The organism is Roseovarius sp. D22-M7, assembly GCF_037083785.1.
In the GTDB taxonomy this organism is placed as follows: Bacteria; Pseudomonadota; Alphaproteobacteria; order Rhodobacterales; family Rhodobacteraceae; genus Roseovarius.
Genome location: NZ_JBAPKY010000005.1, coordinates 21050 through 36233, shown reverse-complemented (window position 1 = coordinate 36233; position 15184 = coordinate 21050). Strand labels below are relative to the sequence as shown.

Sequence of the window (15184 nt, the reverse complement as noted above, 5' to 3'; positions counted from 1 at the left end):
TTGTCGCGCCAGATCGTTACCGTAGTGTCACATCGTCACGCGTGACGTGACAACCGGTCAGGGGTGCCATTCTTCGTCGAAGGAATATCCGAAACCCCGACCGCGCAGTGTCAGTTCACCTGATCCGGCGGCGTCTCGCCGGCGAAAAAGGCGCGCAGATTGTCCACCGCCTTGAGGCCCATGGCCTCGCGGACTTCGAGCGCGGCGGTCCCCAGATGCGGCAGCAACACGACGTTTTCCATGGCGGTCAGCGCGTCGGGCACTGTCGGCTCATGCTCGTAGACGTCGAGGCCGGCGCCGGCGATGTGCCCCTCCTGAAGGGCCGTGATCAGCGCCGCCTCGTCCACCACGTCACCGCGCGAGATGTTGACCAGATGCGCAGTCGGCTTCATCGCCGACAGCATGTCGACGCCAATCAGGTGTCGAGTCTCGGCGCCGCCGGGCACCGCGGCGACCACGATATCGGCTTGCGCGGCAAGATCGCCCAGCGTGTCGACCTGCTGCGCCTCGACCTCGACCGGTTTCGGCGAACGGTTGTAATAGACCACCTTCATGCCGAACCCGTCGTGACAGCGCTTCGCGATGGCCTGCCCGATCCGGCCCATGCCGACGATTCCGACGGTCTTTCCGGTTACATGCAGTCCCAGCATCTGCGTCGGGTTCCAGCCGGGCCAGCGGCCCGCGCGCACCAGGCGTTCGCCCTCGCCGGCGCGTCGTGCGCTCATCAGGAGCAGTGTCATGGCAATATCGGCGGTGGCATCGGTGACCGCGCCGGGCGTGTTGGTCACGGCGATGCCGGCCCCCCGGGCCGCGCTGGCATCGATGTGATTGAAGCCGACCCCGAAATTCGCGAGGATCCGGCAGCGGCAGCTTTCGGCCCCCTCGAAGACCTCCGCCGAGAAAAGATCGCCGAGCGTCGGCAGGATCCCGTCATAAAGCGCCAGCGCGCCGCGCATCTGGCCGGGTTTCATCGGCGTGGTGTCGTCGCGGGTCTCGACCTCGAACAGCGCGCGGGCCGCATCGGTCACGCGGTCCGGCATGGGCCGGGTTATCAGGATCCGTTTCAATGCAGTCTCTCTCCCAGGGGGACGTCTTGATCGGGGCGGATCAGAACGACATCGCCCCGGCTGTCGCTCAGCCCCAGCACCAGCACTTCCGACAGGAACCTGCCGATCTGCCGGGGCGGAAAATTCACCACCGCCATCACCTGCCGACCGATCAGCGCGTCGGGCGTGTAATGCGCGGTGATCTGCGCGCTGGATCGCTTCACGCCGAGCTCGGGACCGAAATCCACCCACAGCTTGATTGCCGGGCGGCGCGCCTCGGGAAAGCCTTCGGCCCCGGTGACCCGGCCGACACGGATATCGACCTTCAGAAAATCGTCGAACGAGATCTCAGCCATCGCGCAGGGCCCGGGACCGGCCTGCTGCCGCCGCGACGGTGCGCACCATCAGCGGCGGCAGCCCGGTCGTCTCGTCCATCAGCACCTCGAGCCCGGCCTGGGTGGTCCCGTTGGGGCTGGTCACGTTCTTGCGCAGGTCGTCCGGGGTCTCGTCCGCGGCCTCGGCCAGCGCGCCGGCGCCGGCCACCGTCGCCTGCGCCAGTTGCATCGCAAGGTCAAACGACAGGCCCTCGGCCTCGCCCGCCTTCGCCAGGCACTCGATCATGTGAAAGACATAGGCCGGGCCCGAGCCAGAAACCCCGGTAACCGCGTCCATCTGCTCCTCGCCGTCGAGCCGCACGACCTGACCGACGGCCCCGAGCAACATCTCGGCCTGGTCGAGCTGCGCGACGCTGGTGCGGGCGTTGCCGACGATCGCGGTGATGCCGCGCCCGACCGCGGCGGGGGTGTTGGGCATCGCCCGAACGATCGGGGTTTTCGCGCCAAGTGCCTCTTCGAAAACGGAAATTGGCGTGCCCGCGGCGACCGACACGAACAGCGTGGCGCCATTGCCCATGTCCTGCAGTACCGGCAGCGCGTCGCCCATCATCTGCGGCTTTACGGCGACCAGAACGATGCCGGGGGCGGCGGGCGGATCCTCGTTGATCCGCACACCGGTGCCCTGCAGCCAGTTCGACGGGTTCGGGTCGATCACCCAGACCGAGGCGGGCGGCAATCCGTCCGCCAGCCATCCCTGCAACATGGCGCCGCCCATCTTGCCGCAGCCCAGTAAAACAAGGCCGGCCTCGGCAATCCGCTGCATGCTCATGGCGACCTCCGTTCGCGTTCATTCACTTGCAGCGGTGATGTTACGCGCGACCATAGGCCTCCGCAATGGCGACCTGCATCGCCTGTTTCGGGGTCTGATCGCCCCAGATGGCCAGTTGCAGCGCCGGATAGTAGCGTTCCGCGTTGAGCACGGCGGCGCTGAGAAGCGTATCGACCTGCTCGGGGCTGGGCGCCTGCGCGCCGGCCATCACGAGGCCGTAGCGATAGACCATCAACTTGTGCTCGGCCCACCAAGTGAAGGATCCCGACCAGCATTTGTCGTTGATTTCGTTGAGAATTTCAAAAAGCACCGGCAGCTTGTCATCTGGCGGCTCCATCTCGTAGGTGCAGACGAGTCGCAGGGTTTCGTCGTGATGCGACCAGGCGAGGGTCAGGGAATAGGTGCGCCACTGCCCTTCGACCGCCATGGCGATCTGGTCGTCACCGATCCGGTCGAAGTCCCAATCATGATGCTCGGCAATATGTTCAACGATATCGATGGGGTGAAGGTCATCCTGAAATTCGTGTTCGGAAAGTGCCATGGCGCCGCCTCATTTGCTATAGCGCGAGAGACGGGATACCACCCCAAGCGCTAGGTGCCTGCTCTACGGGCGGGGGCCAGTCCCGTCGCCCATACTAGATATGGTGCGGGCATCAGCATCATCTGTAAAGCGATTTGTTGGGGGCGGTGGCAATATCTTGTGGGTAACTGACAATCCACCCCAATTGAGCGGCGGGCCGCCCCTGCCCCGCCGCTCGGAGAAGGGTTCTGTACAGAATCAGCCCGGGTTTTTCACAAACTCCGCATCCCGGTGTGCACCACCGGATCGGCGCAGCCCGAAGGCTGTCGGCATTCGAAATTCTCTCTGCGCGCACTCCCGACCGGCCGGGGCGCGCGCTTTCGCACGCGTCGATGCTCTCGCAATCCCGGCCATAGGCCGCGGACACCCTGCCGCCCGGCAAAGCCGCCAGAATCCCTTGCGGCATGGCCGCTTCCCCACTTGCGGGCCACCATCCAAATGTTTAAACGCCAACGCGTGTGCCCCAATAGCTCAGTCGGTAGAGCAACTGTTTCGTAAATAGTAGGTCGGCGGTTCAAGTCCGTCTTGGGGCACCATATCATAAGCGACCGAAGCGGTGACGCTCCAGGTTTTGACGGACGTCAGGACCGTAGACCATTCCAAGGCGTCGCGGCCGTTCACCGTCGTCACGGACTGGATATTTCATTTCAGCCATGGCATCCCGAACGAACTGAAATCCCGTGGCACGTCGCCCGGGAGCGTCTTTTTTCCTGCGCATGAGGTCAGCGAACGTCGCAGAAGCCGGAACCGGAAACGCTGCCGCTCCGCTCGGACGAGTACGAGTTCATCTGCGGTGCCGGGACGTGAAGCTGCCGGGCAGGCACATGCTGCGCAAGCAGGGTGTGCGCAACCGACATCGGTGCGACCGCTTTGCGCGGAAGAGTCGGATCGCTTGTGTCATGTCAGGCCTCCGGCAAGCGCGCGAAAAGATCGCCCGAGGTGGCATCAGGCGGCATGGTGGCCAGCCATGCCTTGGCCGCCTCGCCGTCGCGCCAGTCGGGCCACAGGAACGCGCCCCCCTCGCCCTGCACGGGATTGAACCGGTACGCGCCGAGCTTTGCCAGCCGGTCGATCACCGCCAGTGTGAGATGCGGGAACCCGGGCAGGAATTCGACCGACACGATGGGCACCGGCTGTGACAACCCTGACAGCACCTCGATCTCGTAGCCCTCGACATCGACCTTGACATAGCGCGGCACGCCGAACCGCGCGATCAGCCCGTCGAGCGTGACGATACGTACCCGTTGGGTCGCATCCCACCGGACATGGGCGAAGCCCGGCGCAGCGGCGGCACCGCTGACGAAATCGGCACGCAGCGAGGACACGGTGGGGTGACGCGACGACACGGCCATCTCGACCTCGGCCTCGGCGCGGCCGGCGGCCGCCTCGACCAGCGTGATGTCGCGCGGCAGCGTGCGGCGCAGGAAGCCGGCGAAGGGCTGTTGCGGCTCGATCGCGACGACCCGCGCCCCGGCCGCGCGCATGGCACGGCTGCGGTTGCCGATATGCGCGCCCACGTCGAAGACCAGGTCGCCCGGCACCAGCAGGTCACCGTAGAACCGGCGCCACGCCCGCATCATCGCCGGATTGTGGTAGATCACCACAGAGCGCAGGAATCCGAGCCAGTGTCGCATGTCGCGTCCTTTCGCGTTGTGTGGTGTCGTGTCGTTCGCATATCTCGATGCCCCGCGACGCAGTGTCAGGGATCGACCCGATCGCGCCGCGCGCCGCCCAGCACCGCCACGGCCCCCGGCAAAGACGCCGCGATCAGCATCAGGCCGAAGGCGATGCTCGCGGTCAGCCCGCCGCTGGCCGTGCCGCCCGCCAACGGGAACAGCACCACCGCCGCGCCTTCGCGCAGGCCCCAGCCACTGATCGTGACGGGCACCAGCATCGTCAGCAGGATGATCGGGCCGAAGGCGGCGATGGCGGCCGGGCTCAGACCGTGACCGACCGCGACCGCGCATACCCCGAAGGCGGTGAGGTTGCAAAGCGCCGTCGCAAGACTGAGTGCGATCTGCGGCACGATCACCGGCGGCGCCAACAGGGACCTTCGAGCCGCATCGCGAAGCCCGCACAGCACGCTACCCATACGTCCACGTATGCGCTTGGCCCGGCCCAGGCCCAGTGGTAGACAAAGCCCGGCAGCGATGAACACCGCGACGGGCAAGAGCAGCCATGTCGGCCACGCGATACCGCCGGGCGATGTCAGCGTCACCGCGAAACTCGCGACCAAGATCACGTAAAGCCCCGCCTGTCCGGCAAGGCGCTCGAACAGTACTGCCTGCCCGGCCGCCAGAAGCCCGGCCTGCGCGCGCGAGCGCAGCGCCCGTCCCGCATCGCCGACGACGCCGCCCGGCACAGACACGTTCACCGCCTGCGCGAGGTAATATTCGCGCAGCGCCTCGCGCGCCCCCAGCCGGATCCCCAGCCGGCCTGCCGTGAGTTTCCAGCGCAGCGCTGACAGCCCGGTCTGTAATGTCAGGATCGCAACTGCCGCCACAAGCCAGCCCCACTGCGCGGTCGCAAGGCTGCGCAGCGCCTCATCGCCGCCCGCGACCCGCCACAAGAGCGCCAGAAGCGCTGCAGCCAGCACGATCTGTCCCGCGCGCAGGACCCCGGCAGGCATGCGGCGCGCCCTCATCCGCCCGCCCCGGGCGCGGCGGCCCCCGACGAATAGGTCTCGATCAGAAGGTCGCGCATCCGGTCCATGCCGAGCACGGGGTGCTCGGGATCCGGGATCAACCCGGCCCGCCATCCGCGCGCGAGGAACGGCGACACGAGATGCGCGGGCCCGATGACGTGCACGGGCACCTCCGCGCGATCGTCCAGCGCCACGAACTCGGCCGCCTGGTGATCGCCGAGGACGATCATCAGCGGCGGATCTCCGGCCTGCCGCGCGGCGTAGTCGAACACCGTGCGCAGCGCGTAATCAATCGCCTTGCGGTACTGTGCGCGCACCCGGTCACGGTCGCGCCACACCTCCTTTGGCGTGTCACCGGACGCGGCCATGGCGTTGAAGATGCGCCCGTCGCCGATCTCGTCCCAGTCGACAAGCGTCGGCACCGGCACCCAGGGCGCATGCGACGACCCGAGCGCGATCTGCGCGAAGATCGGCGCATCGCCTGCATCCTGCCGCAGCATGCGGTCCATCGCGGCGAGGGTGAACTGGTCGGGCATGGTGACCCAGTTGAACGGCGCGCCCGCGTATCCCAGGTCACGCGCCGCGAGGATCGTGTCGAACCCCATGACCTGCGCCTCGGGCCAGGCGAGTGTGATCTGCGGCATCACCGCCGCGGTGTGGAACCCCGACCGTGCCGCGAGGTGGTAGAGTGTCTCGCGCCCCGACGCGAGCACAGCCCCGTAACGCACCTGGTCGCTGACCCAAAGCCCATTGGCGAAACTGGCATGGGACAGCCAGCTTTGCCCGCCCTGCGTCGGCGCGGCGAGCAGCCCCGAGGCCGTCGACAGCCCCTTATCCGCCAGCCGGCCGGCGTTGCGGCGCAGCGTGTCGCGGTGGGTCTCGGCATAGAACCGCGTGTTGAGGCTAGTGCGCCCGTAGCTTTCGACGAAGACGACGAGCACGTCGCGGTCGATCCGGTCGAAAAGACGGGTATTGCCAGCGTGGCGATCGCGTGCCGCCGCGTGGCGGAACGTGGTCAGCTCTCGCAAGGTGTCGCGCACCAGAAGCGCCCGTTCGACCCCGACGCGCGCGGTGAAAGCCGCGCCGGGCGGCGTCGCCGGCAGGCGCCATGTGCCCATCGCGTGGCCGATCTGCGCGACGGCCAGCCCGGCGCACAGCACCGCGCCGGCGCCGGTGACCGCGCGCGCGGCGGACGGGAGCGAGACCGCGGCCCAGACCCCGGTCGCCCACCAGGTTGACGCGGCGACGGCGACCACCGCCAGCACCGCGCCGACCGCGGCAAGGGCGGTGAGAATTGGCCCGATCGCACCGGACATAAGCCGCAAACCGGCCTCGACGAGGGCGAGATCGGCCACAGGGTTGAACCCGCGCGCCAACGCCGTGAACATCGCGAAATCGGCCGCTTTAAGGACGCACAGCACGGTGATCGCGACGCTTACCACGACGCGCAGGCCAAGCGCCGCGCGCCCGCCGGCGGCAATCAGCGCAAGCAGCACCACGGGCCATTCCAGCGCGAAGAATTTCAGCGCGCGCCAGGTCAGGGCATCCGGGTGGTTCGGCTGGATCAGCAGAAGATGCAGCACGAGCGCGGCCAGCCCGAGCCGCAGGGCCACAAGGACGCCCGCGCGGGTCACGCGACGCGCCTGCCGTGAAGCCAGCGCAGATCACGGCCGAACGACACGGCAAGGGCCACCGCCGCGACCGCGACGGCCAGTCCGGCCAGCGCCGGCGGCAGAACCGGTGCCTGCAACGCCACCAGCGCGCCGATCTGCAGCACGCAGGCGAGTTTGCGCCCGAACCTCTCCGGCAAGGGCTGCGCCAGCCATGGCAGCGCCAGACCCGCCAGCGCGAAGGCGTAGCGCGGAAGGCCGAGAAGCAGCACGAGCGGCCCGGCACTATCCGCCACCAGCGCATTGAGTGCGAGGATCAGGCTGAGGCCGGCATCGACCTCCATGTCGAAGCGCGCACCGAAGGCCGAGGCCAGACCCTGCCGTCGTGCGAACCACCCGTCGAGTCCGTCGAGACCAAGCGCCAGCAGCGCCACCGCGAACACCGCCCAGTGCGGCGCCCCACCGCCCCCGAGGATCGGCGCCACGAGCGCCACGGTCAGCGCCAGCCGCGCCAGCGTCACGAGGTTGCACAGCCCGATCGCGGCATGCGGATAGCTCCCGCGCATGAACACCGCGACCGTGCCGCACAAGAGAAGGTATAGCGCGGTCACCGGCGCCGCATGCGCCAGCGGGCTGCCGAAAACCGCCAGTGTCACGGCACAGACGCCCCCGGCCCCGGCCAGCACTGCCAAGGCAAAGCGTATGGCCCAGACGGGCACGCCACGCTCCCGCGGCGCACGGTCACCTGGGGGAATTGTGTCGGGCTGGATATTGGCCATCCATCTTAGTTTAGCGCGCCACCCGAAGGATCAAGCCCGGTTGGTGTTGCATCCAAGGGTGGCGCCCCCGCACGAGCCCCTTGTCGGGGCCGTCGTGCTGCGGTTACGTGGCAGCGCTGCCCCCCCGTGTCCGCCCCGAGTGAGGCCGTCTTGACCCTGTCCCGCACCATCATCGTCATCGGCGCCGGCATATGCGGGCTGAGCGCCGCCATCTGGCTGCGCCGCGCGGGTCACGAGGTCACCCTGCTCGACCGCGAGCGGCCCGGCGCGGGGGCCTCATGGGGCAATGCCGGGCTGCTTGCCGGCTGGGGGATCGTGCCGGTCAACACGCCCGGGCTGATCCGCACGGCGGCAAAGTATCTCGCCGATCCGAACGCGCCGCTTTTCGTGCAATGGTCCCACCTGCCCCGCATGCTGCCCTGGCTGTGGCAGTTCGCGCGCAACGCCAATCCGCGCGATTGCGCGCGGATGGTCGAGGGGCTGATCCCGCTGGTCGGTGACAGCGTCGATCAGCACCGGGCGCTGGTGCGCGGCACGCTGGCCGAGAAATGGCTCGCCACCAGCGATTTCGGCTATGCCTATGCCGACCGCGCCGCGTTTGAGGCCGACGCCTATTCCTGGGATCTCAAGCGCGCCGCCGGTCACGTTCCGCAGGTGCTCGAAGGCGCCGCGGTGCGCGAGGTGGAACCGATGCTCGGGCCCGCCACGCAATGCCTGGCGCTTCTGAAAGGCCACGGGCATATCCTCGACCCCGGCGCCTACATGGCCGATCTCGCCCGCGTGCTCGAGGCCGAGGGCGGGCGCTACCTTCAGGCCACGGTCGCAGACGTCACGTTGACGGACGGGCGCATCACCCGGGTCCAAACGGATCGCGGCCCGATGCCATGCGACACCGCGGTGCTGGCGGCGGGCATCTGGTCGAAACCACTGATGCGCAGGCTTGGCCTGCGCGTGCCGCTGGAAGCCGAGCGCGGCTATCACCTGCATTTCCGCGGGCCGTCGCAGATGCCGCGCCACCCGCTGATGATCGCCAGCGGCAAGTTCGCGGTGAACCCGATGGCGCACGGGCTGCGCTGCGCCGGCACGGTCGAACTGGGCGGCATCGCGACGGGGCCGTCGCGCGCCCCGCTCGATCTGATCCGCCGCGAGACGGCGCGGGTCTTTCCCGACCTCACCTATGACAGCGCCGAGGAATGGGTGGGCTTTCGCCCCTCGACCCCCGACAGCCTGCCGCTGATCGGCGAGATCGGCTCAACCGGCGTCCACGCGGCCTTCGGGCACCAGCATATCGGGCTGACGGCGGGGCCGAAAACCGGGCGCATGGTGGCCGATCTGGTCTCGGACAAACGCCTCAACATCGACCTCGGGCCCTATGACGCGAACCGCTTCACCTGATCGCCACGCCGCGATCTTGCAAAGATCGCGGTCCGAAATCTTTGGAAGATTTCGCCCCCCAGCTCAATCGTAGCTGCGCAGATCCTCGATCACCTTGCCGTCATTCGGCAAGGTCCCCGGCGGCACGATCTCGATCTGCCCCTTCAGCTTCAGCGTGTCGCGCACCGCCTCGGCATAATGCGCCGCCTCGCCCCCGGTTGCCTCGATGCGCACGGTCATGACATCCGCCTCGCCCTCGCGGCTGGCGATCACGCGGGCGCGGGAAATTGCCTCATGCCGCGCCACCAATGCGGCCACCTGCTCGGGGCGCACGAACATGCCCTTGATCTTGGTGGTCTGATCGGCGCGTCCCATCCAGCCCTTGATGCGCATGTTTGTCCGCCCACAAGGGCTTGTCCCCTCCAGCACGGCGCTCAGGTCGCCGGTGGCGAAGCGGATCAGCGGGTAGTCTGGGTTGAGCGTGGTGACCACAACCTCGCCGACCTCGCCCGCCGCCACCGGATCACCGGTGCCCGGGCGTACGATCTCGACGATCACCCCCTCCTCGACGATCATCCCGTCCTGCGCCCCGCTTTCATAGGCGATATTGCCGAGATCGGCGGTCGCGTAGCATTGCAGGCAGGATATCCCGCGCGCGGCGTATTCGTTGCGCAGTGACGGGAACAGCGCCCCGCCCCCCACCGCCGCCTTGGTGATCTGCAAATGAAGCCCCATCTCGTCGGCCTTGTCGAGGATGACCTTCAGGTAATCCGGCGTGCCGGCATAGGCCGTAACGCCCACGTCATGCGCGGCGCGGGCCTGCAACTCGGTCTGCCCGGTGCCGGCGGGCAGTACCGCGGCGCCCACGGCGCGCGCGCCGCTTTCGAAGATCATGCCGGCCGGGGTCAGGTGGTAGCCGAAGCAGTTCTGCACGATATCGCCCTGCCCCACGCCGCAGGCATGCAGGAACCGGCCCACACGCCACCAGTCATGGCCGGCGCCGCCGGGCTCGTAGATCGGGCCGGGCGACTGGAAGACATGCGCGAAACCATGCGGCGGCAGGCGCGTCAGCCCGCCGAACGGGGCGGCATCCTCCTGCGCGCGCCCGAGGTCGGATTTGCGCAGCACCGGCAGATGCCCCAGTTCGGCCGCGCCGATGATCTCCCGCGGCTCGACCCCGTCCAGCGTGGCGCCGTAGCCAGACAAGGCCTGTGCCCGCGCGATCTGTTCGGGAAGATCTCGGGCGATCGCCTCGGCGCGGTCGGCGGCGCTGCGGGTCTCCAACTCGTCGTAATACTGCGTCATGCCATCATCCTTCGGCGCGGGCTGCGAATTGCGACAGGACCACCGTCACGCGAGCCACCTCTTGCGGCGGCGATAGCTGCGCACGTCGCGGAACGATTTGCGGCCCTCCTCGGCCATGCCGAGATAGAATTCCTTCACATCGGGGTTCTCGCGCAGATCGGCGGCGGGGCCATCCATCACCACGCGCCCCGATTCCAGGATATAGCCGTGATGCGCGAAGCGCAGCGCGACATTGGTGTTCTGCTCGGCCAGAAGGAAGGTGTAGCCCTCCTTCTCGTTCAATGACTTGACGATCCCGAAGATCTGCTCGACCAGTTGCGGCGCCAGCCCCATCGACGGCTCGTCCAACAGGATCGTCTCGGGCCTGGCCATCAGCGCGCGCCCGATCGCCACCATCTGCTGCTCGCCGCCAGAGGTATAGCCCGCCTGGCTGCGACGACGCTCCTTGATGCGCGGGAAATACTGGTAGACCATGTCGAGATCCGCGTCGATCTGGCCGCGCGAGGCGCCGCGTGTATACGCGCCGGTCAGCAGGTTCTCCTCGACCGTCAGATGCTCGAAGCAGTGCCGCCCCTCCATCACCTGCACCACCCCGCGCTGCACCAGGTCCGAGGGCAGCAGGTGCTGCACCCCCTCGCCGCGGTAGCGGATCGACCCCTTCGTGACTTCGCCGCGTTCGGATTTCAGAAGGTTGGAGATCGCCTTGAGCGTGGTGGTCTTGCCGGCCCCGTTGCCCCCCAGAAGCGCGATGATCCCGCCCTTGGGCACGTCGAGGCTGACGCCCTTCAGCACGAGGATCACGTGATTGTAGATCACCTCGATATTGTTGACCTCCAGAAGAGGCTCGTCACGTGACGACGCATCCAGCATCAAAACTCTCCGCCTTCAGGGGACGCAGGGCGTCCGTCTTCATCTTTCCGTAAATACTCGAATTCGCCCGGCCGCCCAGACCCGCGGCGGCCGGGCATCGCGTCGCCCGCTCAGCAGCGCGGCTCTATGCCGTTCTCCTCGGCATATTGCTTCGAATCCTCCGCGACGAGCTGCGAGATGATCTCCTGGTCCGACTGGAAGTAATCGGTGATCAAGTCGAACTCGCCGGCCTCGGCATTCCACTGCGACACGGCGCCCATGCCGTTGCCGCCGTGGTTTTCGCAGGTCACGGTGAATTCGGGGCCGAAATTCGGCAGACCGAGCGCCGCCATCTTCTCCTCGGTCATCTCTAGGTTCTCCATGCCGTCACGCATCTGTGCCGCGTCGATGGCGCTCATGCCGTGCATCTCCTGCGCGGTCTTGACGGCTTCGGCGGCCAACATCGCGGCATACATGCCCCGGTTGTATAGCACGGTCCCAAGCTGGTCGCCCGCGCCGGCGGCGTTGCCGGTATCGACGACATGCTCGCGGATATCGTCATAGACCGGGTAATCCGAACCGAGGTTGTGGAAAGTCAGCGCCTTGTAGCCATCGGCCCCGGCGCCGGCCGATTTCACGTCATTCTCGGATCCCGACCACCAGATGCCGATGAACTGGTCCATCGGGTAGCGGATGTTCACCGCTTCCTGGATGGCGACCTGGTTCATAACGCCCCAGCCCCACATGATCACGTTGTCGGGGCGTTCGCGCCGGATCCGCAGCCATTGCGAGCCCTGCTCCTGCCCGGGATGGTCCACCGGCAGCAGCATCAGCTCGAATCCGTGCTTCTTGGCCAGCTCTTCCAGCGTGCGGATCGGCTCCTTGCCGTAGGCGGAATTGTGGTAGACCAGCGCGATCTTGCGGCCCTCGATATTCCCGCCGTTCTCGTCAAGGATATGGGTGATCGCATGGCTCGCCCCGTCCCAGTAATTGGCCGGGTAGTTGAAGACCCACTCGAACACCGCGCCGTTCTTGGCAGACGTCCGGCCGTAGCCCATCGTGTGCAGCGGGATGCCGTCGGCGCTGGCCTTGGGAATCAGCTGGTAGGTGATGCCCGTCGACAGCGGCTGGTAGATCAGCGCGCCGTCGCCCGCGCCCTTGGTGGCCTCGTAGCACTCGACGCCCTTCTCGGTGTTGTAGCCGGTCTCGCATTCCACGAGGTTGATGCGCTCGCCGCCGATGCCGCCATCACGCTGGTTGAGCAGCGTGAAATAATCCTGGTAGCCGTCCGAGAACGGCACGCCGTTCGCGGCATATGGCCCGGTGCGGTAGCTGGTATCGACGATCGTCAATTCGGCCATGGCCGGCCCCGCGGCCAGTGCCACGGCGGTCGCCGCCATCATAAGGTTCTGTCTCATCGGTTGGGTCCTCCCTTGGTTTTATACTGTGTCGCGCGGGGCGGGTCGCCCCGGCGCATCCTAACGGTCCTTCAATGCGGGAAGGGCCAAAGCCTCAGTTTCTCCTTCGCCACGCGCCAGAGTTGCGCCAGCCCGTGCGGTTCTGCCACCAGAAAGACGATGATCAGCCCGCCGACGATGACAAGTTCCAGATGCGCGGCAAGGTCCGTGGGCCAGCCGAGCGTGCCCACCAGCGTGTTCTTCAAGAGCACTGGCAGCAGCACAAGGAATGCGGCCCCGGCAAAGCTGCCGAAGATCGAGCCCAGACCGCCGATGATCACCATGAAGAGCACCAGGAACGACTTGTTGATGCCGAAGACCTCGCCCACCTCGACCGCGCCCAGATAGACCGCGAAGAACAGGGCGCCCGAGATGCCGACAAAGAACGAACTGACCGCGAAGGCGCTCAGCTTGGCCCTCAGCGGGTTCACCCCGATGATCTCGGCGGCGATGTCCATGTCGCGGATCGCCATCCACTTGCGCCCGGCCATGCCGCGCGTCAGGTTGCGCGCCACGAACGCCGATCCGACCACGAAGACGAGGCAGAACAGGTACGTGGCCCAGGGCGCGGTCTCGGCGCCGGTTATCGGCACGCCGAAGATGGTGCGCTCGGGCGCGCTGATCTGGCCCGAGGCCGAGTAGTTGTAGAACCACGGCACACGGTTGAACAGCCACACCAGGAAGAACTGCGCCGCCAATGTGGCCACGGCAAGGTAGAAACCCTTGATGCGCAGGCTTGGCAGGCCGAAGAGAACGCCGACGGCAGCGGTGATGCCCCCGGCAATTACGATGTGAAAGAAGATGTTCACGTCGGGAAAACCGGTCATCAGCTTGTAGCAGGCATAGGCGCCAACGGCCATGAACCCGCCGGTGCCAAGGCTGACCTGCCCGCAATATCCGACAAGGATGTTCAGCCCGATCGCCGCGATCGAATAGATCAGGAAGGGCAGGAATATGGCGTTGACCCAGTAGTCGTCGATCACGAACGGCACCACCGCGAAGGCGGCGACCAGCACCGCGTAATAACGGTAGCGGTCGAACCGGATCGGAAAGGTCTGGCTGTCATCGACATAGGAGGTCTTGAAATCCCCCGCCTCGCGGTAAAACATTCAGAGAACCTCCCCGTGTATGTCATCGTCATCGCGTTTTTCGGCGCGGTTGGCGGGTCTGGCGTACCCCGTCGACTCGGCATGGCGCACAAGCCAGAAATAGGCGAGCATGCCCACGCCCCCGCCGATCGCCGCAAGAAGGGCGGCGGTGACCATCTGGCCGGCACTGTCCACCCGCGCCGACAGTGCGAGATAGCCGAACGCCCAGAACCCCGCCCAGGCGATAACGTTGACGATGGCGATCAGCTTTGTCATGGCTATACCCTTTCGATGATCTTCTCGCCGAACAGGCCCTGCGGCCGGAACACGAGGAAGAGAAGCGCCAGCACATAGGCGAACCAGTTCTCGGTGGCGCCGCCCACCATCGGGCCGACGAGGAACTCGAACATCTTCTCGCCCACGCCGATGATCAGCCCGCCGACGATGGCGCCGGGGATCGAGGTGAAGCCGCCCAGCATCAGCACCGGCAGCGCCTTCAGCGCGATCAGCGACAGCGAGAACTGCACGCCGGACTTGGTGCCCCACATGATGCCCGCGACGAGCGCCACGAACCCGGCCAGCGACCAGACCATGATCCAGATGAACTTCAGCGAGATGCCGACCGACAGCGCCGCCTGATGGTCGTCGGCCACGGCGCGCATCGCGCGACCGTACTTGGTGTATTGCGCGAAAAGCACCAGCGCGATCACCAGCAGCACCGCCACCAGCGTCGCCGCGAGGTCGAGATTGTCGATGAAGAACCCATACCCGAATATCTCGTAGGTGACCTCGTCGATGGTCGCGTTGATCCCCTGCGGCAAGCCGACATCGAGATTCTTGATGTCACTGCCCCACATCATGTCGCCGAACCCTTCGAGAAAATAGGCCAGCCCGATTGTCGCCATGAAGAGGATGATCGGCTCCTGCCCCACCAGATGCCGGAAGATGAACTGGTTCACCGCCCATGCCAGCGCCACCATAACCGCCATTGTCAAAAGGATCGCTGCGAAGGCGGGCACGTTCCACCCGAAATTGTGGATATCCGTGCCGAAGGTGGCGTTTATCAGATGCGAGAAGGGCACGCGCCCCTCCATGATCCCCACCAGCGTCATCGCCGCGAAAAGCGCCAGCACGCCCTGGCTGAAATTGAAGATCCCGCTCGCCTTGTAGATCAGCACGAAACCGAGGGCGACCAACGAGTAGAGCACCCCGGTCATCAGCCCGTTGAGAAAGACCTCCATTCCCCAAACCAGTTGATCAGGCATCAACGTGTCTCCCCTGCCGTTGT

Annotated in this window: 15 protein-coding genes and 1 tRNA gene; 2 read left to right on the top strand and 14 right to left on the bottom strand. The window is 66.6% G+C overall.

Annotation, left to right across the window (positions count from 1 at the left end; all coding sequences use genetic code 11):
- Window positions 1–110 precede the first annotated feature (110 nt).
- The 4 genes from V8324_RS03860 to V8324_RS03845 are packed head-to-tail and all read right to left on the bottom strand — an operon-like array spanning window position 111 to window position 2751.
- The gene (locus V8324_RS03860; RefSeq protein WP_336418603.1) at window positions 111–1067 is read right to left on the bottom strand and encodes a 2-hydroxyacid dehydrogenase; all 957 of its coding nucleotides are present in this window, start codon (window positions 1065–1067) and stop codon (window positions 111–113) included.
- The gene (locus V8324_RS03855) at window positions 1064–1402 is read right to left on the bottom strand and encodes a tRNA-binding protein (RefSeq protein ID WP_336418602.1); all 339 of its coding nucleotides are present in this window, start codon (window positions 1400–1402) and stop codon (window positions 1064–1066) included. Before V8324_RS03855 ends, V8324_RS03860 begins: the two co-directional genes overlap by 4 nt.
- Entirely contained in the window at window positions 1395–2210 is an 816-nt protein-coding gene (gene proC / locus V8324_RS03850) for a pyrroline-5-carboxylate reductase (protein WP_336418601.1), read from the bottom strand. The genes V8324_RS03855 and proC overlap by 8 nt, the downstream gene beginning before the upstream one ends.
- A gap of 40 nt (window positions 2211–2250) precedes the next feature.
- Window positions 2251–2751 (bottom strand): YbjN domain-containing protein, encoded by a 501-nt coding sequence (locus V8324_RS03845; protein ID WP_336418600.1) that lies wholly within the window; start codon window positions 2749–2751, stop codon window positions 2251–2253.
- A gap of 499 nt (window positions 2752–3250) precedes the next feature.
- Here V8324_RS03845 and V8324_RS03840 point away from each other — a divergent pair.
- Window positions 3251–3326, top strand: a tRNA-Thr gene (locus tag V8324_RS03840).
- A 366-nt stretch (window positions 3327–3692) separates the two neighbouring features.
- On the opposite strand, the gene V8324_RS03835 is transcribed toward V8324_RS03840, so the two are convergent.
- The 4 genes from V8324_RS03835 to V8324_RS03820 all read right to left on the bottom strand — a co-directional run bounded on the left by V8324_RS03835 (window position 3693) and on the right by V8324_RS03820 (window position 7763).
- Window positions 3693–4424, bottom strand: coding sequence for an FkbM family methyltransferase (locus tag V8324_RS03835; protein WP_336418599.1), 732 nt, complete (start codon window positions 4422–4424; stop codon window positions 3693–3695).
- Between the two features lie 65 nt (window positions 4425–4489).
- On the bottom strand, window positions 4490–5419 hold the full coding sequence (locus tag V8324_RS03830; protein ID WP_336418598.1) for a lysylphosphatidylglycerol synthase transmembrane domain-containing protein: 930 nt from the start codon (window positions 5417–5419) through the stop codon (window positions 4490–4492).
- Between the two features lie 11 nt (window positions 5420–5430).
- Complete coding sequence (locus V8324_RS03825; protein WP_336418597.1) at window positions 5431–7068, bottom strand: sulfatase-like hydrolase/transferase; 1638 nt, start codon at window positions 7066–7068, stop codon at window positions 5431–5433.
- The gene (locus tag V8324_RS03820; protein ID WP_336418596.1) at window positions 7065–7763 is read right to left on the bottom strand and encodes a CDP-alcohol phosphatidyltransferase family protein; all 699 of its coding nucleotides are present in this window, start codon (window positions 7761–7763) and stop codon (window positions 7065–7067) included. Before V8324_RS03820 ends, V8324_RS03825 begins: the two co-directional genes overlap by 4 nt.
- Before the next feature lie 216 nt (window positions 7764–7979).
- On the opposite strand from V8324_RS03820, the gene V8324_RS03815 reads away from it, so the two are divergent.
- Entirely contained in the window at window positions 7980–9218 is a 1239-nt protein-coding gene (locus V8324_RS03815) for an NAD(P)/FAD-dependent oxidoreductase (protein WP_336418669.1), read from the top strand.
- Between the two features lie 63 nt (window positions 9219–9281).
- On the opposite strand, the gene V8324_RS03810 is transcribed toward V8324_RS03815, so the two are convergent.
- The 6 genes from V8324_RS03810 to V8324_RS03785 form a co-directional block, all read right to left on the bottom strand.
- On the bottom strand, window positions 9282–10502 hold the full coding sequence (locus V8324_RS03810) for a phenylacetate--CoA ligase family protein (RefSeq protein WP_336418595.1): 1221 nt from the start codon (window positions 10500–10502) through the stop codon (window positions 9282–9284).
- A gap of 45 nt (window positions 10503–10547) precedes the next feature.
- Window positions 10548–11372 (bottom strand): ABC transporter ATP-binding protein, encoded by an 825-nt coding sequence (locus V8324_RS03805; protein ID WP_336418594.1) that lies wholly within the window; start codon window positions 11370–11372, stop codon window positions 10548–10550.
- Between the two features lie 110 nt (window positions 11373–11482).
- On the bottom strand, window positions 11483–12769 hold the full coding sequence (locus V8324_RS03800; RefSeq protein WP_336418593.1) for an ABC transporter substrate-binding protein: 1287 nt from the start codon (window positions 12767–12769) through the stop codon (window positions 11483–11485).
- Window positions 12770–12840: 71 nt separating this feature from the next.
- Complete coding sequence (locus V8324_RS03795; RefSeq protein ID WP_336418592.1) at window positions 12841–13917, bottom strand: branched-chain amino acid ABC transporter permease; 1077 nt, start codon at window positions 13915–13917, stop codon at window positions 12841–12843.
- Window positions 13918–14172, bottom strand: a complete 255-nt coding sequence (locus tag V8324_RS03790; RefSeq protein ID WP_336418591.1) for a hypothetical protein — start codon at window positions 14170–14172, stop codon at window positions 13918–13920.
- A gap of 2 nt (window positions 14173–14174) precedes the next feature.
- Window positions 14175–15161, bottom strand: a complete 987-nt coding sequence (locus V8324_RS03785) for a branched-chain amino acid ABC transporter permease (protein ID WP_336418590.1) — start codon at window positions 15159–15161, stop codon at window positions 14175–14177.
- Between the last annotated feature and the right edge of the window lie 23 nt (window positions 15162–15184).